At 69.9% G+C, this 26,295-nt stretch carries 16 protein-coding genes and 3 rRNA genes; 9 read left to right on the top strand and 10 right to left on the bottom strand.

What is annotated here, in order from left to right; all coding sequences use genetic code 11:
- Window positions 1-17: 17 nt before the first annotated feature.
- The 3 genes from ACN261_RS25680 to fxsT are packed head-to-tail and all read left to right on the top strand — an operon-like array spanning window position 18 to window position 5,750.
- The gene (locus ACN261_RS25680; RefSeq protein WP_421482230.1) at window positions 18-704 is read left to right on the top strand and encodes a TIR-like protein FxsC; all 687 of its coding nucleotides are present in this window, start codon (window positions 18-20) and stop codon (window positions 702-704) included.
- On the top strand, window positions 691-1,854 hold the full coding sequence (locus ACN261_RS25675; protein WP_421482229.1) for a TIR-like protein FxsC: 1,164 nt from the start codon (window positions 691-693) through the stop codon (window positions 1,852-1,854). Before ACN261_RS25680 ends, ACN261_RS25675 begins: the two co-directional genes overlap by 14 nt.
- The gene (fxsT, locus tag ACN261_RS25670; RefSeq protein WP_425852583.1) at window positions 1,851-5,750 is read left to right on the top strand and encodes an FxSxx-COOH system tetratricopeptide repeat protein; all 3,900 of its coding nucleotides are present in this window, start codon (window positions 1,851-1,853) and stop codon (window positions 5,748-5,750) included. Before ACN261_RS25675 ends, fxsT begins: the two co-directional genes overlap by 4 nt.
- Here fxsT and ACN261_RS25665 read toward each other — a convergent pair.
- Window positions 5,744-6,694 carry an alpha/beta fold hydrolase gene (locus ACN261_RS25665; protein WP_421482227.1) on the bottom strand — a complete coding sequence of 317 codons (951 nt, stop codon included), beginning with the start codon at window positions 6,692-6,694 and terminating at the stop codon, window positions 5,744-5,746. The two genes, fxsT and ACN261_RS25665, sit on opposite strands and share 7 nt — an antisense overlap.
- A 209-nt stretch (window positions 6,695-6,903) precedes the next feature.
- On the bottom strand, window positions 6,904-7,875 hold the full coding sequence (locus ACN261_RS25660) for a helix-turn-helix domain-containing protein (protein ID WP_421482226.1): 972 nt from the start codon (window positions 7,873-7,875) through the stop codon (window positions 6,904-6,906).
- A gap of 150 nt (window positions 7,876-8,025) precedes the next feature.
- On the opposite strand from ACN261_RS25660, the gene ACN261_RS25655 reads away from it, so the two are divergent.
- Complete coding sequence (locus ACN261_RS25655) at window positions 8,026-8,796, top strand: nucleotidyltransferase domain-containing protein (protein WP_425852580.1); 771 nt, start codon at window positions 8,026-8,028, stop codon at window positions 8,794-8,796.
- A gap of 151 nt (window positions 8,797-8,947) precedes the next feature.
- On the opposite strand, the gene ACN261_RS25650 is transcribed toward ACN261_RS25655, so the two are convergent.
- Together ACN261_RS25650 and ACN261_RS25645 are read right to left on the bottom strand one after the other, a co-directional pair.
- The gene (locus ACN261_RS25650) at window positions 8,948-9,694 is read right to left on the bottom strand and encodes an SAM-dependent methyltransferase (RefSeq protein WP_425852578.1); all 747 of its coding nucleotides are present in this window, start codon (window positions 9,692-9,694) and stop codon (window positions 8,948-8,950) included.
- A 164-nt stretch (window positions 9,695-9,858) separates the two neighbouring features.
- Window positions 9,859-11,205, bottom strand: coding sequence for a DivIVA domain-containing protein (locus tag ACN261_RS25645; RefSeq protein ID WP_421482222.1), 1,347 nt, complete (start codon window positions 11,203-11,205; stop codon window positions 9,859-9,861).
- 1,219 nt (window positions 11,206-12,424) lie between these two features.
- Between ACN261_RS25645 and ACN261_RS25640 the strand changes: the two genes are divergently transcribed.
- The 5 genes from ACN261_RS25640 to ACN261_RS25620 all read left to right on the top strand — a co-directional run bounded on the left by ACN261_RS25640 (window position 12,425) and on the right by ACN261_RS25620 (window position 19,341).
- Window positions 12,425-13,939, top strand: a 16S ribosomal RNA gene (locus ACN261_RS25640).
- Between the two features lie 390 nt (window positions 13,940-14,329).
- Window positions 14,330-17,442 (top strand): 23S ribosomal RNA (locus tag ACN261_RS25635).
- 106 nt (window positions 17,443-17,548) lie between these two features.
- Window positions 17,549-17,665 (top strand): 5S ribosomal RNA (gene rrf / locus ACN261_RS25630).
- Together the 16S, 23S and 5S rRNA genes form the textbook arrangement of a ribosomal RNA operon.
- 285 nt (window positions 17,666-17,950) lie before the next feature.
- Complete coding sequence (locus ACN261_RS25625; RefSeq protein ID WP_421482220.1) at window positions 17,951-18,538, top strand: LuxR C-terminal-related transcriptional regulator; 588 nt, start codon at window positions 17,951-17,953, stop codon at window positions 18,536-18,538.
- 110 nt (window positions 18,539-18,648) lie between these two features.
- Window positions 18,649-19,341 carry a LuxR C-terminal-related transcriptional regulator gene (locus tag ACN261_RS25620; RefSeq protein WP_425852575.1) on the top strand — a complete coding sequence of 231 codons (693 nt, stop codon included), beginning with the start codon at window positions 18,649-18,651 and terminating at the stop codon, window positions 19,339-19,341.
- A gap of 155 nt (window positions 19,342-19,496) precedes the next feature.
- Here the strand turns inward: ACN261_RS25620 and ACN261_RS25615 are convergent, their stop codons facing one another.
- The 6 genes from ACN261_RS25615 to lanKC all read right to left on the bottom strand — a co-directional run bounded on the left by ACN261_RS25615 (window position 19,497) and on the right by lanKC (window position 26,199).
- Window positions 19,497-21,263 (bottom strand): ATP-binding cassette domain-containing protein, encoded by a 1,767-nt coding sequence (locus ACN261_RS25615; protein ID WP_425852573.1) that lies wholly within the window; start codon window positions 21,261-21,263, stop codon window positions 19,497-19,499.
- Window positions 21,260-22,927 carry an ABC transporter ATP-binding protein gene (locus tag ACN261_RS25610; RefSeq protein WP_425852571.1) on the bottom strand — a complete coding sequence of 556 codons (1,668 nt, stop codon included), beginning with the start codon at window positions 22,925-22,927 and terminating at the stop codon, window positions 21,260-21,262. The genes ACN261_RS25615 and ACN261_RS25610 overlap by 4 nt, the downstream gene beginning before the upstream one ends.
- A gap of 70 nt (window positions 22,928-22,997) precedes the next feature.
- Entirely contained in the window at window positions 22,998-23,117 is a 120-nt protein-coding gene (locus ACN261_RS25605; protein ID WP_067312693.1) for a SapB/AmfS family lanthipeptide, read from the bottom strand.
- Between the two features lie 83 nt (window positions 23,118-23,200).
- Window positions 23,201-23,320 carry a SapB/AmfS family lanthipeptide gene (locus tag ACN261_RS25600; RefSeq protein ID WP_067312693.1) on the bottom strand — a complete coding sequence of 40 codons (120 nt, stop codon included), beginning with the start codon at window positions 23,318-23,320 and terminating at the stop codon, window positions 23,201-23,203.
- A gap of 83 nt (window positions 23,321-23,403) precedes the next feature.
- Window positions 23,404-23,523 carry a SapB/AmfS family lanthipeptide gene (locus ACN261_RS25595; protein WP_088647629.1) on the bottom strand — a complete coding sequence of 40 codons (120 nt, stop codon included), beginning with the start codon at window positions 23,521-23,523 and terminating at the stop codon, window positions 23,404-23,406.
- Window positions 23,524-23,592: 69 nt separating this feature from the next.
- A complete protein-coding gene (gene lanKC / locus ACN261_RS25590) occupies window positions 23,593-26,199 on the bottom strand; it encodes a class III lanthionine synthetase LanKC (RefSeq protein WP_425852568.1) in 2,607 nt (868 codons plus the stop codon).
- Between the last annotated feature and the right edge of the window lie 96 nt (window positions 26,200-26,295).

Here is a 26,295-nt window from a genome sequence, read left to right as displayed (position 1 = left end):
CCGGGCGGGAGCGGTAGGTGGTGGAGGAACAGTTCCGGGAGGACGAGAGCGCCCCCGTGTTCTTCCTCAGCTACGCCCGTACCCGCACCCGACCGCGGGCGGTCGCGCCCCCGCGGGACAACAACAAGAAGGTCTCCCAGCTCTTCGTCGACCTCTCCGACCACGTCGTCGAACTGCTCGGCCTCGGCCCGGGCCGCATGGCCGGCTTCATGGACCAGATGCTCGACGGAGGGCAGCTGTGGACCGACGATCTCGCCTTCGCCGCCGGCCACTGCCAGGTCTTCATCCCGCTCGTCTCGCCGCAGTACCTGCGCAGCCAGTGGTGCGCCCGGGAGTGGGACGCGTTCACCAGGCGGCGGGCCGTACCCCGCCCGGACGCCGAGCCGTCGGTGGGGGAGACGCCGGTGATCCCGGTCAACTGGTCGGTGGTGGACCGTCGACGGGTGCCCGAGGTCGTGTCGCGGCGACAGATGTTCACCCCCACCCGGTTACCCCCGGACATCGCCCCGCAGTACCACGAGGAGGGCATCTACGGCCTGCTCAGCCTCGGCAGCAACGGCAAGGACGCCTACGACGCGGTGGTCTGGCGGCTGGCCCAGCGGATCGCCCGCGCGTACCGCACGCACTGGGTCGAGCCGGCGGTCACGACCGACCTGCGGCAGCTGCGCGACCGGTTCGAGGAGGACGGGCATGACCTGGTCTGACCCCTCCCCGGCCGGGGTCCCCGGGCAGGAGACCTACTTCTTCCTCAGTTACGCGCACTCCGTCCCGCTGTCCGACGCCGCCCGGCCGGACACCGACTACTGGGTCGGCAAGTTCTTCCAGGACCTCGCCAGGTCGGTCCGGGAGCATCCCCGGCGCACCGTCGAGATCGAGGCGGGCTTCTTCGACGGCCAGGTCGTCCCCGGCGCCGACCTGCGCCGCACCCTCACCGACGCGTTGAGCCTCGCGCACGTGTTCGTGCCGCTCTACTCGCCGAACTACTTCCGCAACGCCTGGGCGCTGGGCGAACGGGACTCGTTCCGCAGCCGGCTGGCCCGGCTGCCGGCGGGACACGCCGACCGGCACGTGCTGCCGGTGCTGTGGATGCCGCTGCCGTCCTGGGAGGACCGCCCCGAGATCGTCCAGGCGCTGTCGGTGACCGACCACCCCGACGACCGCGCCGACTACGCCGACAACGGGCTGCGCGCGCTGTGCAAGCTCAGCGCCTACGGCCCGCAGTACCGGCGGCTACGCGACGCGCTGGCCGACCGGATCGTCACGGTGACCGAGCAGCAACCGCTCGCCCGCTCCCGGGCGGCGGCCCTGACCAGCCGGCCGGTCCCCGACGGTCCGGGCGCCGCGCTGGTCGTCACCACCCTCGCCGCCGACCGGGCCCGCTGGCGACCCTACGGCGACCAGCACCAGTTGGCGGTTGCCGACTACGTGGCCGCGACCGCCGAGCGGCTCGGTCTGCCCACCCGGGTGGTCGGGCTGGCCGAGGCCCGCGACCGGGCCCCGCACAGCCCGGCGGTGGTGCTGGTGGACGCCGGGGTCGGGGTCGAGGCCGCCCGCGCCGCGCTCGACGGGCTGCCGCAGTGGGTGGTCCCGCTCGTCATCGCCGCCGACCATGCGCGTGGCGAGCCGACACCCGAGGAGATCGCCGGTACCTTGCAGGACGCCCGGTTTCCCCGGGTGTTGCCGGTGCGCACCATCGACGAGTTCGAGCGCTGCGCGCCGCTGCTGGTCACCGAGGCGCGCAAACAGTTCCTCCGGCACGGGCCGGTCGATCCGCCGGAAGGCCCGCACGATCCGAAGCCGAGCCTGGGGCCGGTCGGACCGTTCGACGTACGGCGAGGGAAGGCAGAACGATGACTCCACCCCGCGACGGCCAGGTCGTCACCTTCTACTCGTACAAGGGTGGCACCGGTCGCACCATGGCGCTGGCGAACACCGCCTGGATCCTCGCCGCGAACGGCCACCGGGTGCTCGTCGCCGACTGGGACCTGGAATCCCCCGGCCTGCACCGGTTCTTCGCGCCGTTCCTCGATCCGGACCAGGTCGCCTCCACCGGCGGCGTGATGGACCTGATCCTGGAGTACGAGTGGGAGAACGCCCGCCGCCGGCAGGCCGGCGACGACTCCCGCCCCGGCGACTGGCACCGCCAGTACGCCCGGGTCCACAAGTACGCCTTCTCGGTGAGCTGGGAGTTCCCCGGCGGCGGCACCCTGGACCTGCTGCTCGCCGGCCGGCACAACCCCGACTACGCCACCAGCGTCACCGGGTTGAACTGGGACAACTTCTACAACCGGCTCGGCGGCGCGCAGTTCTTCGACGCGCTGCGGGCGGACATGAAGCGGCACTACGACTACACCCTGATCGACAGCCGCACCGGCATCAGCGACGTCGCCGAGATCTGCACCATCCACCTGCCCGACGTGCTGGTCGACTGCTTCACCCTCAGCGACCAGGGCATCGACGGCGCCGCCTCGGTCGCCACCCGGGTCCGCGGCTACGAGGGACGCCGCGCCCGCCGGGTGCTGCCGGTGCCGATGCGGGTCGACGAGGGGGAGAAGACCAAGACCGACGCCGGCCGGGCGTTGGCCATGCAACGCTTCACCGGGCTGCCCAGCGGCATGACCGAGCTGGAACGGCAGGACTACTGGCTCTCCGTCGAGGTCCCCTACCGGGCCTACTACGCCTACGAGGAGACCCTGGCGACGTTCGGCGACGTGCCGGGCAGCCGGGGGCTGCTGTCGGCGTACGAGGCGCTGACCCGGCACATCACCAACGGCACGGTCGCCGGGCTGCCCCGGATGGACGAGGGGCTGCGCCGGCAGACCTTCCAACGCTTCGAACGCAAACCGGTGATCGTCGACGAGTTGATCGTGCTGCGGTACGTGCCGGAGGACCAGGCCTGGGCGGAGTGGGTGCAGTCCGCGCTGCACGCCGCCGACCTGCGGGTGCTGGCCACCCCGCTGGGTGCCCCGGCGGCGGTGCCGGCCGGTACGGCCTCCCGCGAGCTGCACCTGGTGTCCCGCTCCTACCTGGCCGCCCGCCGGGCCCTCGGCGGTGCCACGGGCGTCCCGGCGCTCGCGCTGCACCTGGACGACACCACCCCGTCGGTGGACACTCCGCCGGGCAGTTGGGCGACCGTCTACGAGCGGGGTGCCGCGGCCGCCGCCGAGCAGGTGTGGGAGCTGGTCGGCCGGCCCACCGACGGGCGGGACCGGCCGGTGCCGGCGACCCGCTACCCGGGCGTCGAACCGCTCGTCTTCTACGCCCCGGCGCGCAACGTGCGGTTCACCGGCCGGGACCGGCTGCTGTTGACCCTCCGGGAGGAGCTGAGGACGGCGGCCCGGGAACGGGTCCCGGTGGCGCTGCGCGGCGGGGCCGGCATCGGCAAGACCCAGCTCGCCACCGAGTACGCCTACCGCTTCCACGGCGCGTACGACGTGATCTGGTGGGTGGAAGCCGACCCGGTGCAGTTCATCGACGTCCGCTTCGCCGACCTGGGCCGCCGGCTCAACCTGCCCGATCTGCAGAGCGTGCCGGACAACGCCCGGGCGGTGCGGGACTGGTTCAGCCACGGTGGCGGCCGGGGCGCCGACGAGCCGCCGCTGCGCTGGCTGATCGTCTTCGACAACGTCGACCAGTACGAGCACGTCCGGGACTACCTCCCCCAGGGCGAGGGGCACGTACTGGTCACCACCCGCAACCCGGACTGGGGTGACCTGGCCCGCGCGGTCGACGTGGACGCCTTCCAGCGCGGCGAGAGCGTCAGCCACCTGATCGGTCGGACCAGCCGCCGGGGCATGACCGTGGCCGAGGCCCAGCAGGTCGCCGAGGCGGTGGAGGACGTGCCGATCCTGGTGGCGCTGGCCGGCGCGTGGCTGGCGGAGAGCCCCGACTCGGTCGCCACGTACCTGGCCGGGTTGGCCCGTACCGGCCCGGACAGCGACGTGTGGGGCCGCTCCCTGGCCGGCCTGCGGCAGCAGTCCCCGGGCGCCTACCGGCTGCTGCAGCTCGGTTCGGTGCTCGCCCCCGACATCGCCCTCGACCTGCTCTACGGCGACCAGGTGGCGAAGGTCATCGCCCCGCACGACGAGCTGGTCGCCGCGCAGGTCGCCGACCGGGTCTCCGAGCGGGACATCGCCGCCGCGCTGGTCCAGCGGATCAACCGGCTCGCCCTGATCAAGGTGGACCTGCACGCCCAGCGGGTGCAGATCCACCGGCTGCTGCAGGCGGCGTTGCGGTCCCGGATGTCCGAGCAGGAACTGGCCGAGGTCAAGCACGACGTGCACCGCATCCTCGCCGGTTCCCGCCCCTCCGGCGAGGTGGACGACCCGGCCTTCCAGTCCGGCTACCGGCACCTGTGGCCGCACCTGGACGGGTCCGAGGCGGTGTCCTGCCACGACGACACGGTCCGGCAGTTGGTCATCGACCGGGTCCGGTACATCTTCCTCAACGGCGGTTTCGAACAGGGCGCACAGTACGCCCAGGACGCGGACAAGACCTGGACGACGATGCTGGAGGGGCTGTCCCCGGAGACCGGCGCCCACCGGTCGCTGCGCGTGCAACTGCTCAACCTGCGCTTCAACCGGGCCAACCTGCTGCGCAGCCTCGGCCAGTTCGACCAGGCCCTGACCCTCGACGAGGAGACCCTACGCCAGCAGGAGGAGCTGATCGGCGAGAGCCACCCGTACACCCTGATGACCGCCGGCGGGTACGCGGCGGACCTGCGGGCCCTCGGCCGCTACCAGCAGGCTCTGCAGCAGGATCTGCGAACCTACGAGGCGTCCGTGGAGGTGTTCGGGGAGGACCACCGGCGCACCCTAAACGCGGCCAACAACCTGGCCGCTTCCTACCGGCTCTCCGGCGACTTCGCCCGCGCGCTCGACATCGACCAGACGACCTACCGCAGACTGCGGGTCGTGCTCGGCCCGGAGCATCCCCGCACCCTGCTCTCGGCCAACAACTACGCGCGTGACCTGCGGGAGACCGGGGACTACCGCGCCTCGGTGGCGTTGCTGGGGGAGGTGGTCGAGGCGTACCGCCGCGTTTTCGGCGAGGATTTCCGCCCCGTGCTCACCGCGCAGGCGAACCTGGCGACGTCGCTGCGCAGCACCGGCCGGATCGCCGAGGCGGGCCGGCTGCTCGACGACGCCTACACCCGGCTGCGCTCCACCGTCGGGCCGACCAACCCGGACACGTTGCTGTGCCGGTTGAGCCGCACGGCCAACCTGATGCTCCAGGGACAGGGAGCGCAGGCCCGCTCGGAGTTGGAGGAGGTGCAGCAGACCCTCACCCGGGTGTTCGGGGCACGGCACCCCTACACGTTGGTGTGTGAGCTCAACCGGGGGGTGGCCCTGTGGGACGCGGGGGCGCAGGAGGAGGCGTACGCGTTCACCGTGGCCGCCGCCGACGGGCTGCGGGAGGTGCTCGGACCCGAGCATCCGTTCAGCATGGGCGCGGACAACAACGCCGCCGTCTTCACCCTCCTCACCGGGCAGGCCGAGGAGGGACTCACCCGGTTGCAGGCCGTGGTGGCCCGGCTGACCGCGGTGCTGGGGGCCGACCACCCGGACACGCTACGCAGCCTCGGCAACGTGGAGACGGCCCGGCAGGCGGCCAGCGGGGGAGTGGTCAGCATCGGGCGGATGCGGCTGGCGGACCGGCTCGCCGACCGGATCGGGCAGGAACACCCGAGCGTGGTGGTGCTGCGCGACGGGCGGTACGTGCGGCGGGTTCTCGACCCGCATCCCTACTGACCGGGCTGGGCGCCGATGAGCACGTCAGAGCTCACCGGCGTCCCCGCTTCGCTCAGCCAGCGCAGGATGCGGGGCAGTTGTTGCATGGCGTCGAAATGGGCCGCGCCCGGCTGCACCTCGATCTCGGCGCCCGGAATCCGCTCGGCCAACCAGCGGCCGTGGCTGGCCGGGGCGAAGGTGTCCTCCGCGCCGTGCCACAGCCGCACCGGGGTGGCCCTGGTGTCGATCGCGTCGAGGTCGAACTTCCAGTTCCGACGCAACGCCAGCACGTCGTCGATCCAGCCGTACGGGCCGGTGCGCAACGCCTCCTGGTAGGTGTCGAAGATGATGCCGCGCAGCGCCGCGTCGTTGATCGCCCGGCGGTCGGGGAGACCCATCTGCGTCATCAGGTCCCGCAGCAGGAACCGGGGGTCCTCGGCGGCTCGGGCGGCCCGCTGCCGGATCTCCTCCACCACGGCGTCGGTGTCCGGTCGTTCGGCTCCGAAACCCCGTTGGTTGTCGGTGTTCATGCCGTCGAACCAGTCCAGGCCGGTGGCGTCCGAGGGGGCGAGGCTGACCAGCACCGCGACCCGGCTCACCCGGCCGTGCAGGCGTTCGTCGGCGGCGCAGGCCAGCGCGTGCGGTCCGCCACCGGAGCGGCCGGCGACCGCGAACCGGTCCAGGCCGAGCTGGTCGGCGATGGCCTCCACGTCCCGCGCGGCGTCGGCCACGTCCCGACCCTCGAACCGCTCGGAGTCGCCGTAACCGGGGCGGTCGTAGGCGATCAACCGGATGCCCATCCGGTAGAGCACGATGCCCCGGGGTTTCGGCCCCCGACGACTGCCGGGCGTGCCGTGCATCAGGAAGACGGGGAACCCGTCGGGAGCACCGGTCTCCTCGTACGCCACCCGCTTGTTGTCCGCGCGGTGGGCGTATCGCGGCCCAGGCTCACCTTCTCGGGTCACTACAGCCTGCCTTCCGGTGCCACTACCAGCAAATACTCGCAACCCGCATCGAGCGAAAACGATGTTTCCGTCGCCCCCGTTCAGCCTTTGAGCCTAACGGTCGGGCCCGCCACACCGCTATGGCGAGCCCGAACAACGGGCCGGATCTGTCGGAAACGACACCTGTCGGCCCGTCCGTTCGGAACGTCCGGACGAATGGGCGGCGGCGTTCAGCAGGCCAGGGGTCGGATATCCGACGGCGCGTCGACCAGCGCGGCGCGCGGATCGGCATAGCGCCACTCCACCCGGTACTGCGCCCGCAACCGGGGCCGCGACACCACCCACTCGTACGCTATCCGCCCCTGCCGTTCCCGACCGTCCGGGCGCACCTCGGCGCTGCTCTCCGCGGTGAACGAGGTCTCGTTGCCCCAGACGGTGGGACCCGTCTCGGCCGGGAAGTCGAGCCGGATCACCAGGTTGCGGGTGGGCAGCCGGATGTCGCGTTGCAGCCAGTCGCCGAACTTCCACGCCGGCACCCGGTAGGAGTAGTCCACCACGGTGCGCTGGCCGGGATAGAGCGGCATCGGGGTGCCCCCGCCGTCGAGCAACAGCACGATCTTGAGGAAGGCGTCCCGGCTGCGCCCGACCCGCCACCGCATCGGCTCCGGTTGGTCGACGCCGATGGTCGCCCGGAAGTCGACCTCGTCGATGGTGAGCGGATGGCGACCGTGGAAGGCCGTCGACCGGGCCGGATCCTCGGGGAACCGGTCGATGTCGATCTGCACCGTGTGCCTGGTGATCGGCTCGGTGCCCACGCTGTGCAGCACCCGCCGGAACCGGCACTCGTACACCCCGTCGACGAGGGAGAGGCTGGCCTGCTCGTCCTCGATCACCAGATGCGACCCGGCCGGGGGCGGAACCGCGGTCGGGCCGAGCGGGGAGCGGCGGCCCCCGGCGCCACGGCTGTCGGCGAAGGCGACGTACTGCTGCCAGATCCGGTTGCCGCTGTCCAACACCAGCTCGACCCGCCGGGCGAACTCCTCGGTGGGCTGGTGCCGGCCGTTCTCGATGTGGCTGACGTACGACGGGTCGAAACCGGTGCGTTCGGCCAGTTCCTTCTTGGACATGCCCCGCTGGTGACGCCAGTGGGTCAGTTCCCGCACGAAATCCGCCGCCGCATCGTCCTGTGTGGAGCTGCCCATGCCCCCGTCCTCGCTGTCGGGCCTCAAGTCTGTCCCACCCGTGGCGTCCGCGCCAGGGGTCCCCCCACCCGACTCCGCCCGGCGGCCCGCGCCCCGACCCGCCGGAGCCGCACCACGACGGCCGTCGGCGCAGGCGGCAGGATGACCGGTATGGACACCACCGTGCACCGCTACCTCGCGGACCTGGTCGGCACCGCCCGGGACGTGCTCGGGTCGGATCTGGTGGGCGCCTACGCCGCCGGATCGGTGGCGCTGGACGCGTACCAGCCGGGCCGCAGCGACGTGGACGTGGCGCTGGTCTGCCGGGACGCGCTACCCCGACCGACCCGGCAGGAACTGGTCACCCGGCTGCGGCACGAGGCACTGCCCTGCCCGGCACGCGGCCTCGAACTGGTCGTCTACACCCGTGCGGTGGCTGCCTCCGGCACCGGCGAACCGGGCTTCGAGGTGGAACTCAACACCGGGGCGGCGATGCCGTTGCGGGCCACCCTCGACCCGTCCGAACGGCCCGCCGCCGACGGCCGGTTCTGGTACGGCCTGGACCGCAGCATCCTGCACCAGCGGGGCCACCCGCTGACCGGCCCGCCGGCCGGTCAGGTCTTCGCCGACCTGTCCCCGGACGACCTGCGCACGCTGATGGTGGCGGCGCTACGCTGGTGGCTGGCCCGGCCCGTCCCACCCGGGGACGCCCCCGCCCCCGGCACGGAGGACGCGGTGCTGAACGCCTGCCGCGCGCTGGTCCGCCTCCGTGACGGCGACTGGCTGTCCAAGGTCGCCGCCGGCCGCCGGGCGATCGCCCTCGGCCACGACCCCGAACTGGTGCGTCGCTGCGTCGACGCCCGTGCCGGCGGCCCGCCGCCGACCGCCGCCGCGGCCCGCGCCTTCCAACAGCGGGTGCTCGACGAGATCACCGCCGGCTGACCGCGCGACGCCGCCGGGCCGGCCGTCGGTGCCGCTCCGCCCTCCCACCGTGACCAGCCGCCGGGTTCGCACAGCCCGCGTTACCAGCCGGCCGGATCGTGTCGCCGTAGGCAGGCCGGGGACGGCCCCTGACGGACCGCCCCCGGCCGGGTCAGCGCCGCAACAGGGCGAAGACACCCCAGCCCAGGTACTCCCGCCGGTACCGGACGTGCCGCAGCGGGTCCTCGGTCAGCTCCCGCCGGAACGCCCCGGCGAGCGCGTCGTCGGGATGCGCGTCCAGCCACCGGCGCAGGGTCAGCCAGTGCGCTGCGGCGTACCGGTCCCAACTGTCCTGGTCGGCGAGGACCATCTCGACCACGTCCCAGCCGTGCCCCTGCATGCGGCCGATCAGCCCGGGAAGATCGTCGAAGTCGTCCCGCACGGTGGCGTGGCACGCGGCGACGGTCTCCTGGTCCGGCGGCTCCCGCCGCCAGTACGGCTCCCCGACCAGCAGCATCCCGCCCGGACGCAGCGCCCGTGCCAGCAGGTCGATGGTGCCGGTGACACCCCCGCCGATCCAGGTCGCACCGATACAGGCGGCCACGTCGACCGGTACCGGATGGAGGTACCCGGCGGCGTCGTCGTGGACGAAACGGACCCGGTCGGCCACGCCGAGTGCTTCCGCCCGACGCCGGGCGGCGGCGGTGAACGCGGTGCTGATGTCGACACCGGTGCCCCGGACCCCGTGCGCGCGGGCCCAGGTACAGAGCAGCTCACCCTTGCCGCTGCACAGGTCGAGCAGGGTGTCGTCGGGACGCAGCCGGATCACCCGGCCCAGGGTGGCCAGCTTGTCGGCGTCGAACGGGTTGAGGATGCGAAGGTCGCCTTCGCGGATGACGAAACTACGGTCGAGATCCATGTCGATGACTCCGGAGGTGCGTGGACGGACGCGGAAAGCGGACGGTCGGCACACGGAGCACGGGCACGGGACACACCTCGTTCGCTGGTCGTGGAGACGGGGCCGTCAGGCTACGTCCCCACCGGCCCGGGGCACAGCGAATTCGCCCCGGGCCGGACCGCACGTCAGACGTTGGTCGGCACCCTGCCGGCGGGCGGTTCGGTGGCCGCCTCGACCGGTGGATCGGTGGCGGGGCGGGCCGCCACCGTCGGGTACTCGGCGGTCTCCCCGCCGCCGGCGGCAGCCGCCATCACGGCGGCGGCGGCCAGGTCGGCGACCCGCTTCGCCTCCCGCTGCACGCGGGCCCGGACGTCCTTGGCGTGCCGCTCCACACTCTCGGCGGCCTGCCGGGCCTCCTCCAACCGTCGGTTCTCGGCGGTCAGGTCGCGACGCACCTCCTCCAACCGCTGCCGGGAACGCGCCAACTCCCGCTCGGTGGTGTCACCCTCCTGCTGGATCTCGGCCAACTGCGCCCGGGCCGTCTCCAGCTCACCCTGCACCTCGGCGAGGGCCTTCTGCCGGTCGCCGATCTCCCGCTGCACCGTGGCGAGCTGCTCCTGGTGGCTGCTGGTCTGCTCGTCGGCCCGCTGGCGGACCTCGGTGGCGTACTGCTGCGCCTCGGCGATCAACGCGGCGATCTGCTGCTCGGCGGCGCTGTGCTGGTTGGTCAGTTCCCGTTCCGCCGCCGCCCGCTGCTCGGCCAGTTCCTGCTCGGCCGCGGCCCGCCGCTCGCCGACCTCCCGCTCCACCGTGGCCTGCCACTGGGCCAACTCCTGCTGGCTCTGCGTCCGGGCCGCCTGGATCTCCTGCTGGATCTGGGTACGGGCCGCCTTGGTCAACGCCTCCGCGGCGGCCCTGGTCTGGGTGATCTGCTTCGCGGTCTGCTCGCTGATCCGCTTGGCCTCCTGCTGGGCCCGCTCGTGGGCGGACTCCCCCTCGGCCCGCAGCTTCTCGGCCCGTTCCCGGATCTCGGCCAGCTCGGCGTCGGCCGCCGTCCGCCGTTCCTCGTACGCCTTCTCCTGCTCGTCGCGGCGGGCGACCAGTTCCTCGTCCAGGTCCCGCAGCGCCTGGGCGGTCCGCTCCCGGGCCTCGAGCAGCGTCTTCTCCGCCTCACCCTGGAGCTGGTTCGCCCGCTGGGTGGCCGTGTCGGTGATCACCGCAGCCTGCTTCTCGGCCAGGGCGAGGATCTGGTCCACCATCGGCCCGAGATCACGGAAGGACGCCCGGTCCACCTGGACGGGACGCTGGCGCAACTCGGTCAGCTCCGCCTGCAACCGCTGGATGTGCGCGGTCAGGCCCTGGATCTGGCCGGCCGCCTGGACCCGCTCGGCGGTCAACGTCGACAGTGCGCCGTCCATCTGCTCGACGTACCGGTCCACCTGCCGCTTGTCGTAGCCCCGCAGCGCGAGTTCGAAGCTCGGCCGTGCCGACCCGTCGTCACGCGACGCGTACGATTCCTCCCCGGTGGACATATGGCGCCAGCCTCCGTACTCCTCGGTGATCCAGGTCCGCGGGCGACCCCACGCCCGCGATGGGGCGAAACACTACCGGCGGGCGGCGTCCCGGGCGACCGGGCCCCGGTGGGGTTCACGCACCGGTCCGGGCCGGCCAGCGGGTCCGGCGTACGTGATCGGGATCGGTGCCCGTCAGTCTCGTCGACGCCGCAGCAGCCGCGTGGCGGCGGCCATCGGTAGCCGTCTGCCGACCGGACGGTGCGCCCGAACCGTCGTCGGGCGGGTGACGAGGACAGTCACCTCGGGCCGGCGGTGTTCTCGGCGGACGGCACCAGGGGGTGCCACAGGTTCCAGCGGGAACCCGTATCCGAGGCTGATGATCACCGGGAACAGGACCCACCCGCCGGGGACGACGGCAGGCGCGGTCGGTCTCCAACACGAGAAGCCCTTCCGCGCAGGACGGGGCCGCTGTGCGGCGGTGCAGCCGGTGGCGGCACGGATTCGGGACGTGGTCGTCGACGGTCGTCGCAGGTTCTGGCCGTTCGGCCGATCCGGGTCTCATCTCAGTGGTCTTTGCGCAGCTCAGCCGCGAACGTCGGGCGACCTGAACAGGCCGGTCGGGCGTGCCGGCACGTCATGTGACCGGAGACGCCCCCTGCGGATTTGACGATCATCTCGGCGGACGCGTAACTTTCTCTCCGTCAGCGCGGAACGGACGAAACAGGTCGAAAGACCTGGAGGCCGGAGCGCGGTCACTGATCCCGGGTGGTGCTTCCGGATCGGCCCAGGGGGTCGATGCGGCGGGGCGAAACCGACCGGGTAGAGTGAGCGGCCGGCAGGGAATCGGGCGAGTACGCGGGAAACTGCGGCGGCCGTCCTGCGGGAATCCGCGACGTCGCCGGTGTGAGCCGGGTGTTTTCGTGGTGTGTGGAAAATGTGGTGGAAGTGGTGTGGATCGCTACAGAGCGGTTTGACATGGCGGATACCACCGGGTAACGTAGTAAAAGTGCCCGGCGCGGGAGCGCGGGGTGTGGTGTAGGGAAATGCCCCAGGTCGGGGGTTCTGCGGTTGCGGGGCTTCCGGGTGGTGTGTGGTTGTTCTTTGAGAACTCAACAGGGTGCTTGTAAAGCCAGTGCCAATTGTTTTATACCCCGGACTGGCCGAATCTTCGGGTTTGGTTGGTTGGGATTCCTTTGGCAACATTTGTTTGTTGTCGGGATTGCTGTTTAACAGGTTTTTGTTGGAGAGTTTGATCCTGGCTCAGGACGAACGCTGGCGGCGTGCTTAACACATGCAAGTCGAGCGGAAAGGCCCTTCGGGGTACTCGAGCGGCGAACGGGTGAGTAACACGTGAGTAACCTGCCCTAGGCTTTGGGATAACCCTCGGAAACGGGGGCTAATACCGGATATGACCTTTCCCCGCATGGGGTTTGGTGGAAAGTTTTTCGGCCTGGGATGGGCTCGCGGCCTATCAGCTTGTTGGTGGGGTGATGGCCTACCAAGGCGACGACGGGTAGCCGGCCTGAGAGGGCGACCGGCCACACTGGGACTGAGACACGGCCCAGACTCCTACGGGAGGCAGCAGTGGGGAATATTGCACAATGGGCGGAAGCCTGATGCAGCGACGCCGCGTGAGGGATGACGGCCTTCGGGTTGTAAACCTCTTTCAGCAGGGACGAAGCGTAAGTGACGGTACCTGCAGAAGAAGCACCGGCCAACTACGTGCCAGCAGCCGCGGTAAGACGTAGGGTGCGAGCGTTGTCCGGATTTATTGGGCGTAAAGAGCTCGTAGGCGGCTTGTCGCGTCGACCGTGAAAACTTGGGGCTCAACCCCAAGCCTGCGGTCGATACGGGCAGGCTAGAGTTCGGTAGGGGAGACTGGAATTCCTGGTGTAGCGGTGAAATGCGCAGATATCAGGAGGAACACCGGTGGCGAAGGCGGGTCTCTGGGCCGATACTGACGCTGAGGAGCGAAAGCGTGGGGAGCGAACAGGATTAGATACCCTGGTAGTCCACGCTGTAAACGTTGGGCGCTAGGTGTGGGGGGCCTCTCCGGTTCCCTGTGCCGCAGCTAACGCATTAAGCGCCCCGCCTGGGGAGTACGGCCGCAAGGCTAAAACTCAAAGGAATTGACGGGGGCCCGCACAAGCGGCGGAGCATGCGGATTAATTCGATGCAACGCGAAGAACCTTACCTGGGTTTGACATGGCCGCAAAACTTCCAGAGATGGGAGGTCCTTCGGGGGCGGTCACAGGTGGTGCATGGCTGTCGTCAGCTCGTGTCGTGAGATGTTGGGTTAAGTCCCGCAACGAGCGCAACCCTCGTTCGATGTTGCCAGCGCGTTATGGCGGGGACTCATCGAAGACTGCCGGGGTCAACTCGGAGGAAGGTGGGGATGACGTCAAGTCATCATGCCCCTTATGTCCAGGGCTTCACGCATGCTACAATGGCCGGTACAATGGGTTGCGATACCGTGAGGTGGAGCGAATCCCAAAAAGCCGGTCTCAGTTCGGATCGGGGTCTGCAACTCGACCCCGTGAAGTCGGAGTCGCTAGTAATCGCAGATCAGCAACGCTGCGGTGAATACGTTCCCGGGCCTTGTACACACCGCCCGTCACGTCACGAAAGTCGGCAACACCCGAAGCCGGTGGCCCAACCCTTGTGGAGGGAGCCGTCGAAGGTGGGGCTGGCGATTGGGACGAAGTCGTAACAAGGTAGCCGTACCGGAAGGTGCGGCTGGATCACCTCCTTTCTAAGGAGCACCATCCACCGAAAGGTGGCATGGAGCCCGCACTGCCCGAATGTGGTGGTGGGGTGCTCAGATGGCGGAGACACTGGCGAGCTTTCCTCTGGCAACGGCCGGGATACCTAGTACAGCCACTTCGGTGGTGGGAACGGTTCCTCCTGGTGCGGCTGGTTGGGGGCGTATAGCACCCTGTTGGGTCCTGAAGGAACAACCTCAGGTTGTTGTTTCAGTGCCTTGTGGTGGGCGGGAGCCTGCTGGAGGTTGCCAGGCATGGCCTGGTCTCGCATACCGGATTCTGTCTCTGCTTGTGGGCGGGGTGGGGTTGCTGGTGTGGGGCTTTGGGGTTGTGGGTTGGTTGTTTGTTGAGAATTGCACAGTGGACGCGAGCATCTTTGTGGTCAAGTTGTCAAGGGCGAACGGTGGATGCCTTGGCACCAGGAGCCGATGAAGGACGTGGGAGGCCGCGATAGGCCTGGGGGAGCTGTCAACCAAGCTGTGATCCCAGGGTGTCCGAATGGGGAAACCTGGCACCAGTCATGTGGTGTCACCCGCACCTGAACACATAGGGTGTGTGGGGGGAACGCGGGGAAGTGAAACATCTCAGTACCCGTAGGAAGAGAAAACAATTTAGTGATTCCGTGAGTAGTGGCGAGCGAAAGCGGATTGAGGCTAAACCGGTTGCGTGTGATACCTGTCAGGGGTTGCGTGGTCGGGGTTGTGGGACCCTGCTGAACAAGCTGACACTTGTTCGAGGAGTTATAAAGTCAGTGGCTAGCCGAATGGTGTGGAAAAGCCAACCGTAGTCGGTGAGAGTCCGGTAGGTGAAAGTTGCTGATCTTCTGTGGGTGTTCCCGAGTAGCGGCGGACTCCTGAAATCTGCCGTGAATCTGCCAGGACCACCTGGTAAGCCTAAATACTTCCTGGTGACCGATAGCGGACGAGTACCGTGAGGGAATGGTGAAAAGTACCCCGGGAGGGGAGTGAAATAGTACCTGAAACCGTTCGCCTACAATCCGTCGGAGCCTTGCGGGGTGACGGCGTGCCTTTTGAAGAATGAGCCTGCGAGTTAGTGGCATGTGGCGAGGTTAACCCGTGTGGGGGAGCCGTAGCGAAAGCGAGTCTGAAGAGGGCGTTTGAGTCGCATGTTCTAGACCCGAAGCGGAGTGATCTAGCCATGGGCAGGCTGAAGCGCGGGTAAGACCGCGTGGAGGGCCGAACCCACCAACGTTGAAAAGTTGGGGGATGACCTGTGGTTAGGGGTGAAAGGCCAATCAAACTCCGTGATAGCTGGTTCTCCCCGAAATGCATTTAGGTGCAGCGTCGTGTGTTTCTTGCCGGAGGTAGAGCACTGGATGGTCTAGGGGGCCTACAAGCTTACCGAAATCAGCCAAACTCCGAATGCCGGTAAGTGAGAGCGCGGCAGTGAGACTGCGGGGGATAAGCTTCGTAGTCGAGAGGGAAACAGCCCAGATCACCAGCTAAGGCCCCTAAGCGTGTGCTAAGTGGAAAAGGATGTGGGGTCGCATAGACAACCAGGAGGTTGGCTTAGAAGCAGCCACCCTTTAAAGAGTGCGTAATAGCTCACTGGTCAAGTGGTTCCGCGCCGACAATGTAGCGGGGCTCAAGCACACCGCCGAAGCTGTGGCATTCACATTTTAACCACGCGTACCCTTGATGGTGCGTGCAGGTGTGTGGATGGGTAGGGGAGCGTCGTGCCGGGGGTGAAGCAGCGGGGTGACCCAGTTGTGGACGCGGCACGAGTGAGAATGCAGGCATGAGTAGCGAAAGAAGGGTGAGAAACCCTTCCGCCGGATGACCAAGGGTTCCAGGGCCAGGCTAATCCGCCCTGGGTGAGTCGGGACCTAAGGCGAGGCCGAGAGGCGTAGTCGATGGACAACGGGTTGATATTCCCGTACCCGCGAAGGAGCGTCCCTGATGAACCTCGTTGTGCTAACCACCCGAACCAGCCAAGACCTTCGGGTTGAGGTTGGGGAGCGTGGGAACCTGGCGGGTAGTAGTCAAGCGATGGGGTGACGCAGGAAGGTAGCTGAGCCCGGCCGGTGGTTGTGCCGGGGTAAGCGTGTAGGCCGTGGTGTAGGTAAATCCGCACCGCATGGAGGCTGAGACGTGATGCCGAGCCGATTCAGGTGAAGTCAGTGATCCTATGCTGCCGAGAAAAGCCTCTAGCGAGTTTCGAGCGGCCCGTACCCCAAACCGACACAGGTGGTCAGGTAGAGAATACCGAGGCGATCGGGCGAACTGTGGTTAAGGAACTCGGCAAATTGCCCCCGTAACTTAGGGAGAAGGGGGGCCGGAGACGTGAAGCCCCGTGCGGGTGGAGCGTTGTATGGCCGCAGAGAGCAGGGGGAAGCGACTGTTTACTAAAAACACAGGTCCATGCGAAGAAGTAATTCGATGTATATGGACTGACGCCTGCCCGGTGCTGGAACGTTAAGGGGACCTGTTAGCTCTTTCGGGGGCGAAGCGGAGAACTTAAGCGCCAGTAAACGGCGGTGGTAACTATAACCATCCTAAGGTAGCGAAATTCCTTGTCGGGTAAGTTCCGACCTGCACGAATGGCGTAACGACTTCCCCACTGTCTCAACCACAGGCCCGGCGAAATTGCAGTACGAGTAAAGATGCTCGTTACGCGCGGCAGGACGGAAAGACCCCGGGACCTTTACTATAGCTTGACATTGGTATCTGAATGGACTTGTGTAGGATAGGTGGGAGCCGGTGAAACCTGTACGCCAGTATGGGTGGAGGCAATCTTGAAATACCACTCTGGTTGATTTGGGTATCTAACTTCGGACCGTTATCCGGTTCAGGGACAGTGTCTGGTGGGTAGTTTAACTGGGGCGGTTGCCTCCTAAAGGGTAACGGAGGCGCCCAAAGGTTCCCTCAGCCTGGTTGGCAATCAGGTGTTGAGTGCAAGTGCACAAGGGAGCTTGACTGTGAGACTGACAGGTCGAGCAGGGACGAAAGTCGGGACTAGTGATCCGGCACTTGCGTGTGGAAGCGGTGTCGCTCAACGGATAAAAGGTACCCCGGGGATAACAGGCTGATCTTCCCCAAGAGTCCATATCGACGGGATGGTTTGGCACCTCGATGTCGGCTCGTCGCATCCTGGGGCTGTAGCAGGTCCCAAGGGTTGGGCTGTTCGCCCATTAAAGCGGTACGCGAGCTGGGTTTAGAACGTCGTGAGACAGTTCGGTCCCTATCCGCCGTGCGCGTAGGATACTTGAGAAGGGCTGTCCCTAGTACGAGAGGACCGGGACGGACGAACCTCTGGTGTGCCAGTTGTCCCGCCAGGGGCACGGCTGGTTAGCTACGTTCGGAAGGGATAACCGCTGAAAGCATCTAAGCGGGAAGCCTGCTTCAAGATGAGGTATCCCACCCCACTTTGTGGGGGTAAGGCCCCCAGCTAGACGACTGGGTTGATAGGCCGGAAATGTAAGCTCGGTAACGGGTTGAGTTGACCGGTACTAATAGGCCGAGGACTTGATAACAAGGCTGCTACGCGTCCACTGTGCAACTCTGAACAAACACCAAACAACCCCCCACGGTGGTAGTGGTTTTTGTGGGTGTGTGTGTTGTTTGATATGTTCATAGTGTTACGGCGGTCATGGCGGAGGGGAAACGCCCGGTCACATTCCGAACCCGGAAGCTAAGCCCTCCAGCGCCGATGGTACTGCACTCGGGAGGGTGTGGGAGAGTAGGACACCGCCGGACAACCTTTCAGTTGAGGCCAACCCCACGGGGTTGGCCTCAACTGTTGTATCCGTCAGATCGGTGCTTTCCGGACGTCCGGCAGTCCGCCGGCTCGCTCTTTCCATCACATGATGCATTTCGACCGTTCTTCCGCTGGCCGGAAACGGGTCGTCATTCCGACAGTCGCGTCTGCCGCCGCCTCACTTTGGGAAAATGTGACGGATGGACGAACTGGCGAGCGGAAAACAGTCATCGTCGGGTCCGGACCGGGCGGCAGAAAACGATGAACCGACGATTCGTGTCGTCGTGGTGGGGCCGCCGGGACTGTTGCGTACCGCCCTCGCGGCGATCCTGGCCGCGGCTCCCGGATTCGAGCTGGCCGGCGAGAGCGATCCCGACCACCATCTGACGGATGGGGTCGTCACCCGGCGTCCCCACGTCGTCCTGGTCGACCTCGACGCGATCGAGGACCCCGCCGTGCTCGCCGGGCGATGGCATGCCCGGCTGCCGGAATGTGCGGTGGTGGTGTTGACCTCCCGGCGGACCGCCCGGGTGCTGCGCCGGGCCCTCGGGGCCCGGGCCCGGGGGATCATCGCCAAGGACGTTGCGCCCCAGGAACTCCTGGACCAGCTTCGTCTGGTCGCGGAGGGGCAGCGGATGATCGACCCGGTGACCGCCTTGGCCGCGCTGGACGCTGCGGTCAATCCCCTCAACGAGCGGGAGCGCGAGGTGACCGCCGCGGCCGCGCGGGGAATGTCCACCAAGGAGATCGCCGGTCACCTGCACCTGGCGCCGGGCACCGTCCGCAACCATCTGTCTGCGGTGCTCCGCAAGACCGGTGCCCGCAACCGGTGGGAAGCGGTGCAGCGGGCCCAGGATGCCGGGTGGATCTGACCACCCGTGGGAAGGGGTGTCGAACCAGTTACGGATTCAATAAGATTCCGAACCGTGCGTCATCGACCGCACACATTTCGTCAACACGGGCATCATCTCGGGAGTCGCTTATGGTTCGCACATTGCTCGCCCTCCAGGGCGGGCTGCTCCGGGGCGCCCTCGCCCAGCTGCTCGCCGCCGAACACGACATCGAGATCGTGGGCGAGGTGGACAGTCCCCACCACCTGCGAGCGGCGGTCCGGGCCGAGCGCCCCGACGTGGCCGTGGTCGAGTTCGACATGTTGACCGTGACGGAACTGGTCCGGCTGGCCACCCTGGGCGTCGCGGAGCCCGTCGTCGAAACCACTCCGGGTGCCGGAGGCGGGTCCCCCGCCCTGGCGCTCCGTTCCTCGACGGAGCCGACGAGCGCACCCGTGGGTTCTCTGCTGGTTCTCGTCGAACAGCGACGGGCCGGCCGGCTCGGGCCGGTGCTCGCCGAGCACGGCCACCGCATCGGCTTCCTCAGCCGCGACGTGCCACCCGGCCGGATCGTCGACGGGGTACGGCAGCTCGCCGAGGGACGGGTCGTCCTCGACCCCGATCTGGTGGTCGCCGCCCTCGAGGTCGCCGACAACCCGTTGACCAACCGGGAGCGGGAGGTGCTCGACGTGGTCGCCGAGGGGCACCCGGTCCAGGAGATCGCGCAACGGCTGGTGCTGTCGGCCGGCACGGTGCGCAACCACCTGTCGCGGATCATGGCGAAGACCGGAGCGCGGACCCGCTGGGAAGCGGTGCGGATCGCCCGGGAATCCGGCTGGCTGTGACCGGCACCCACCCGGTCCCGGCACCCGGCGTGCCCGCCGGCACCGACGCGGGGCCTGCCCCCGGGCCCCGCCGCCGGTCGTGTCCCGACCTGAGTCCGGGCACCGCCTCGGGGCGTACCTCCGACGTGGATTGTCGCGGCTGAGGTTCGCGGCGACTAGGTACAGGCCGCCGCCGATGTCCCGTCCGACGCCGTCCAGAAGGTGGCGGTGTCCGACGGTTCCGTCTCACCGTAGCCGACCAGGGCGCGGTAGGCCGGCGAGCGGTCCAGCAGCCCCTGGTGGGTGTCCAGCAGCGCGGTCCGCCCGTCGAGCAGCAGGACCCGCCGTGCCCGCAGCGCCGAACTGACCCGGTGGGCGATCACCACCAGCGTGCCGGGCCGGGCGGCGAAAGCCGTCTCCAGCCGGGCCTCGGTGGCCGGGTCCAGGTGACAGGTCGCCTCGTCGAGGATGGTCAACGGGGCGGGGGAGAGCCAGGCCCGTAGCAACGCCACCTGCTGCCGCTCGCCGGCCGACAGGTCCGCCGGGCGCAGCGTCGCGTCGTACCCGCCGAGCCGGGTCAGCAACCCGGTCAGTCCCAGCCGGGCCGCCGCCCGGTCCACCACGTCGTCCGGCACACCGGGGGCCAGGTAGCCGAGGTTGTCGCGGAGCGTGCCGGTGAAGACGTACGCCTCCTGGGGGATGAGCACGCGCCGCTCGGCCAGTTCGCCGGGCGTCGCCCCGCCCACCGGTGACCCCCCGACGTGGACGGTGCCCGACTGGGGGTGCAGCACCCCGGCGATCAGCCCCGCCAGGGTCGACTTGCCGATCCCGCTGGCCCCGACGATCACCAGGTGGTCCCCGACGGGCACCTCGAGGTCGAGCCCGTCGAGCACCGGGTCGGCGTGCGGGCCGTACCGGAAGGTCACCCCGCGCAGCGACAACGCGGCCCCGGTCCGCTGCGGTGCGGTGCGGGGCCGCGACCCGGCCGGGTCACCGTCGGCCGCAGCGGCGGTACGCAGCAGCCGGTCCAGGGTGACGGCGAACCGGAGGCCACCGGCCGCGACCCCCTGCACCAGGCTGTGCAGCGCCGGCTGTACCCCCCGTGTGACGTAGACGAGCGCGCCCAGCAGCGCGCCCGGCCCCAGCCCCTGACGGACCAGCCACGGTGCGGCCAGCAGCAGCGCCGGCACCGGCAGCCAGCCGCCCAGCGCGAGGCTCAGGCTGCGGGTCGCCGCCATGGTGGCCAGCCGGCGCTCCACTCGGGCCTGCGCGTCGACGGACCCGCCGACCCACCCGGTGACCTGGTCGCGGGCGCCGCTGGCGGTGACGTCGCGGTGGCCGCTCACCGCGGTCACCACGGCCCGGCCGAGCTGCTCGTCGGCCAGCACGTACTCCCGCTGCCGGGCCACCATCACCGGCAGCGCCACGGCGAACAGCCCGAGACCGGCCAGCACCGGCACCGCGACCAGCAGCGCCACCGGGGCGGCCAGCGAGAACAGGCCGAGGACGGCGGCGCCGAGGGCGAACAGGAAGCCCCGCACCACCATCAGCAGGCCGGCGTAGGTGTCCCGGACCAGTTCCACCTGGTGGGTGAGCCGGGCCACCGCCGCGTCGTCGGCCCGGCCGCCGGCCGCGCCGGCCACCGCGCCGCGCACCACCCGGCGCAGCAGGTCGTCGCGGAACGGCTCCACCACCGCGCCGAGCAGCGCGTACGACCGGTTGGTGCCGGCCGCACCGACCAGCACCGCCAGCCCCAGCAGGGCCAGCCAGGCCAGCCCGACGCCCGGCCGGCCGGCCAGGAAGCCGCTGTCCACGGCCCGCGCGGTGAACAGCCCGGACAGGGCGGCCGGCAGCACCTCGGCGGCAGACCAGCCGGCCAACCGCCACAGCTGCGCCCGCCGGGCCCGCAGCGCGGCCCGGGTCACGCCGACGACAGTGGTCACGACCGGAACACCTCCCGGTAGTCGGGGTCGGCCCACAGCGTCAGGTGCGGGCCGACGGCACGGAGCCGCCCGTCGGCCACCCACGCGACCAGGTCCGCTCGGGCGGCCATGCCGAGCCGGTGGCTGACCACCACCCGGGTACGCCGGTCACCCGGCCCGGTCAGCGCCCGGGTCACCTGGTACTCGGTGGCGGTGTCCAGGCTGGACGTGGCGTCGTCGAGGATCAGCAGCCGTTCGGCGCGCAACGCGCGGGCCAGCCCGAGCCGTTGCCGTTCACCACCGGACATGGCGACCTCGGCCAGCGGGGTGTCGTACCGGTCGGGCAGCCGTTCGACGAAGTCGTGGATGGCGGCGGCGTGGGCCAGCGGTACCGGGTCCGCGCCGGCCCCGACGGCGGCGCCCACCGTGTCGCCGACGAGCACCGGACGTTCGAACCCGTAGCCGATCGCGGCGTGCAGGGCGGCCGGGGCCAGTTCCGGCAGCGGCACACCGTCCAGGAGCACCACCCCGTCGTCCGGGTCGCGCAACCGGCCGGCGACGGCGGCGAGCAGGGACTTGCCCGCACCGGAGGTGCCGACGACGACCAGCAGCGTGCCGCCGGGCACCCGCAGGTCCACCCGGTCGAGCAGGGCCCGGCCGTCGGCGTCGCGGACGGTGACGCCGCGTAGTTCCAGCGTGCCCGACCCGGACGCCAGCGGCCGGTCGCCGTACGGGCGGGCGGGTTCGGTGAGCACGTCGGCGGCCCGGCGGCAGCCGGCGCGTACCCGGACGGCGGTGTTGAGGGCGGCGACCACGGTGCCGAGGCCCGCGCCGAGGGCGGCGTACTGGATGGCGGCCAGCAGTTCCCCGGGGGTCAACCGGCCGGCGGTCAGCGACAACCCGCCGACGGCGACGATCGCGACCTGGAGCAGCGGGTTGAGCACCGCGCCCCGGGTGGCCGCGCCGGCGAGCACCGTCCAGGTCCGTGCCCCGTGCCGGTGCAGCGCGGCCAGCGGGGTCAGCACCCGTTCGACCTCCCGTTCCCCGGTGCCGGCGGCGGCGATGGTGCGCGCCCCGGCCAGTGCCTCCACCAGCCGCCCGGCGAGCTCGCCCTGGGCCTGCTGGTAGCCGGCGACGGCGGCGGAGGCGTCGGCGACGAAGCCGCGCAGCAGCAGACCGAGCAGGAGCAGCCCCGTGACGAAGGTGACGCCGAGCCACGGGTCGATCAGGGTGAGCGCCACCAGGCTGCCCACCGGCGGCAGCGCCACGGTGGCGGCCGTGACCAGTGTCGGGGCGGCCTGACCGGCGTCGGCGACCTGGCCCACCACCCGTCCGGCGAGGTCGCCCACCGGGCGGCGGGCGGCGGTCTGCGGGGCGAGGGCGAACAGGTGCCGGACCAGGGTGTGCCGCAGGTGGGCCACCGACCGGGCGGTGGCCGCGCCGGTGCCGTAGTCCCGCACGACGCCGACGACGACCAGCAGCGCGATCAGCCCGACGACGGCGGCCAGCCACCGGTCGGGGGAGTCCTGCGGCGCGGTGCCGACGGCGGCGTCGACGGCCCGGCCCAGCACGGCCGGCAGGGCCAGCTCGGCGACCGTGCCGGCCACGGTGACCACCGCCAACGTCGGGGTCCACCAGCCGGCCGCGCGGACGGCCCGCAGTAGGAGCCGGTCGGTCGGTGTCATCGCGTCCCCTCCCACGCCGCGCGGCCCCGGACCGGCAGGTGCCGGTCCGGGGCCATGCGATACCGGTCGATCAGTTGCAGGTGGTGACGCTCAGCGAGCTGTCGCCGCAGAGCAGGAGGCTGGCCTGGCTGCCGCCGCCGGTGCGCTCGGTGGCCGGCAGTTCCATCGCCTGGAGGTCGAGCAGAGCCATGGTCTTACCTCTTTCTGTAGGTGTTCGGTATGGATGTGTGCCTGTGTGAATCCGGTCGGGTCGTCGGGTCGACGACCGTCGGTTCAGTTGCAGGTGGTGACGCTCAGCGAGCTGTCGCCGCAGAGCAGGAGGCTGGCCTGGCTGCCGCCGCCGGTGCGCTCGGTGGCCGGCAGTTCCATCGCCTGGAGGTCGAGCAGAGCCATGGTCTTACCTCTTTCTGTAGGTGTTCGGTATGGATGTGTGCCTGTGTGAATCCGGTCGGGTCGTCGGGTCGACGACCGTCGGTTCAGTTGCAGGTGGTGACGCTCAGCGAGCTGTCGCCGCAGAGCAGCAGACTCGCCCGGCTACCACCGCCGGTGCGCTCGGCGGCCGGCAGCTCCATCCCCTGAAGGTCGAGCAGGGCCATGTCTTTCCTCCTTTCCACAGTCGTCGGGTCGGGTGGCCCCGGGGTGACCCCCGGGGAGCGGGTGGGCCGTCAGTCGGCCGGGGTGGGGTCGCCGGTCGGCGCCAGCAGCGGCAACCGGACCGGATCGGTGGGTCGGCTGGCGGCCACGGCGGCCAGCACGCCGGCGGTGCCGGTGGCCAGGTCCATCGAGAGCCGCAGCAGCTGGTCGCCGGGGAAGACGGTGCCACCGGCGTACGGCAGGGCGTGCCAACCCAGCAGGCGGGCCTGGTCGTGGGCCACGTCGTACTCGCCCCGGGCGGCCAGGTAGGCCACGATGCCGGCGCGTCCGGCGAACAGCCCGGACTGGGCGTAGAACGGGAAGTCGGCGCAACGGCGGATCGCGTCGGCCTGCTCGCGCAGGGCCTCGTCGGGCCGGTGGCGCAGGTACCGGTCGAGCACCAGCCCCACCCCGACGCTGCCCTCCGCGAGGTACGGCATGGTCCGCCAGCCCTCGTTGACCTCCAGGTGCCCGTCGTCGCGGCGCACGCAGCGGCGCAGGTCCTGCCGCAGCGCGGTCTCGGCGTGGTCGAGCAGCCGCGCGTCGGGTTCCCGTTCGTGCCGGTGCAGCAGCATCAGCGCCACTCCCGCGCCGCCGCGCATCAGCCCGGCGTACGGGTGCCGGCCGCCGCTGACCTCGGCCACCGAGTCGACGTCGCCGAGCCGGTCGACGACCAGGTCGACGGCCTGTCGGGCGGCGGCCTCGTAGCGGTCCTCGCCGGTCAGCGTGGCGAAGTGGGTCAGGTTCAGCGCGATGCCGGGCAGCCCGCCCACCAGGTCGTTGCCGAGTTCCGTCCACGGTTCGCCGAGGCAGCGGTCGAGCAGCCGGCGGGCTTCGTCGCGGTGCCCGAGCAGGTCCAGCACGTACGCCACCCCGTGCAGCCCGTCGAAGAGGCCGAGTCGGCTGCCGGAGGCGGGTTCCCGGACCCGGTCGATCAACCAGTGCACGTGGTCGGGGTCGACGGGGGCGCCGGTGGCGTGCAGTGCCCAGAGCACCCCGGCCGCGCCGTGGGCGAGGTTCAGCCCGCCGTCGTTGCCGCTGAACTGCCGGATGTCACCGGGGAAGAGCCGGTCGTCGCGGTGCGGCGTGGCGCTGGCGGTGATCGCCCGGACCAGCCGGTCGCGCAGGCCCGGCCAGTCGTCCGGGTCGACCCGCACCACGTCCGGGTCCAGCCGGGTCGGTGCCGTCACGGCGGGGGTCGTCGGGATCGTCGGGTCGGCGGTGCCGGTGGCCGGTGGAGGACCGACGATCACCGCGACGGTCTCGTCGAGCACCGCCCGGTCGACCGGGAAGTGCTCGGCCACCAGGTCGGCCAGGTGCGCCGCCTTCTCCGGGGCCAGCCGCAGCATCGCGGTCAGCGGCAGGAACAGGGCGAGTCGCAGGCAGGCCAGGGCGTACCGGTCGACGTCGGGGCCGACCCGGTCGCGGGGCGCGGCGAACGCCTGGTTGCGCAGCGCCGGTCGGCTCGCCTCGGCGGCCGGGGCGGCGACCTCGAAGTCGATCAGGGTGACCGCGCCGTCGTCGCCGACCATGATGTTGAACATGTGCAGGTCGCCGTAGACGACGCCGTGCGCGTGGATGGCCTCGACCGCCTCGGCGACCTGCCGGTGCACGTCCAGCGCCCAACGGGTGTAGTCGGCGCGGTCGGCGTCCGGGTGCACCAGCGGGTAGCGCTGCACGACGACCTGGTTGAGCGGGCGGCCCTCGACGAACTCCAGGGCGAGGAACTCGTGCCCGCCGAAGCTGAACTCGTCGTGCACCCGCACCAGGTGCGGGACGTCGGCGAGTTGGCGCAGCACGGTGGCCTCCCGGTGCAGCCGGGTCACCGCGTCCGACCCGGTGGCGTCGAGGCCGGCGTACGGGCGGGCCTCCTTGAGCACCACCCGGGTGTCGGTCCGGGTGTCCCGCGCCTCGTACAGGCCGCCGCCGTTGGAGAAGTGGATGACCTTCTCGATCCGGTAGGGCAGCTCGGTGGTGCTGGCGGCGTTGCGGGCGGCCAGGTGCGGGCCGAGGAAGTCCGGCAGGGTCACCCAGTCGGGCAGGTGGAACACCGGGTCGCGGCGGTCGGGGACCAGGGTGCCGGTGGCGTCGGCGATGGCCGGCACCACCTGACCCTCGGGTGAGAGGCAGTAGCGGGCGGCGAAACCGCCGTAGCGCAGGTAGACCGGGCCGTCGCCGTAGCGCAGGTCGCTGAGGATGTAGGGCCCCTGCTCACCGTCGAGCAGCGCCGCCAGTTCCTTGGCGGTCAGCTCCAGTTCGGCGTCGTCACGGGGGTAGACGGTGACGAACTTGCCGCTGCCGCCGCGGCGGGCGTACTTGCTGTTGCGCATCAGCAGCATCCGGGGACCGCGCAGGTGCTTGAACGGGATGCCGCGCGGCTCGCAGTAGTCCATCACCCGGGTGAGGACCCGTTCGGCGTTGTCCAGCCGGGCCGAGACGTGGATCTTCCAGCCCTGAGGGGGCAGGGTGCCGCCGACCGGCGCGTGGATCAGCCAGTCGTCCTTGACCTCGCGTTCCCAGTCGGCCGGCTGCGGGCGGTCGGTGGCGTAGCCGATGCCGGTGGCGGTGGCGCTCGCGCTGGACAACGAGTCGTAGAAGAGCGGATCGACCGCGCAGTACGCGTCGTATCTGTCGTCCATCCCGGCTGCCTCCCATCCCCTGATCGGTTGATGTCAATCCTGCGATCGGCGGGCCGTCGAGCACAGTGCTATGCGTCATCGACCTACGGTGAGGAT

The sequence above is a fragment of the Micromonospora sp. WMMD723 genome, from assembly GCF_049863385.1.
Lineage (GTDB): Bacteria > Actinomycetota > Actinomycetes > Mycobacteriales > Micromonosporaceae > Micromonospora > Micromonospora wenchangensis.
The sequence above is the reverse complement of the archived record's forward strand: the minus strand, read 5'-3'. Positions and strand labels throughout refer to the sequence as shown.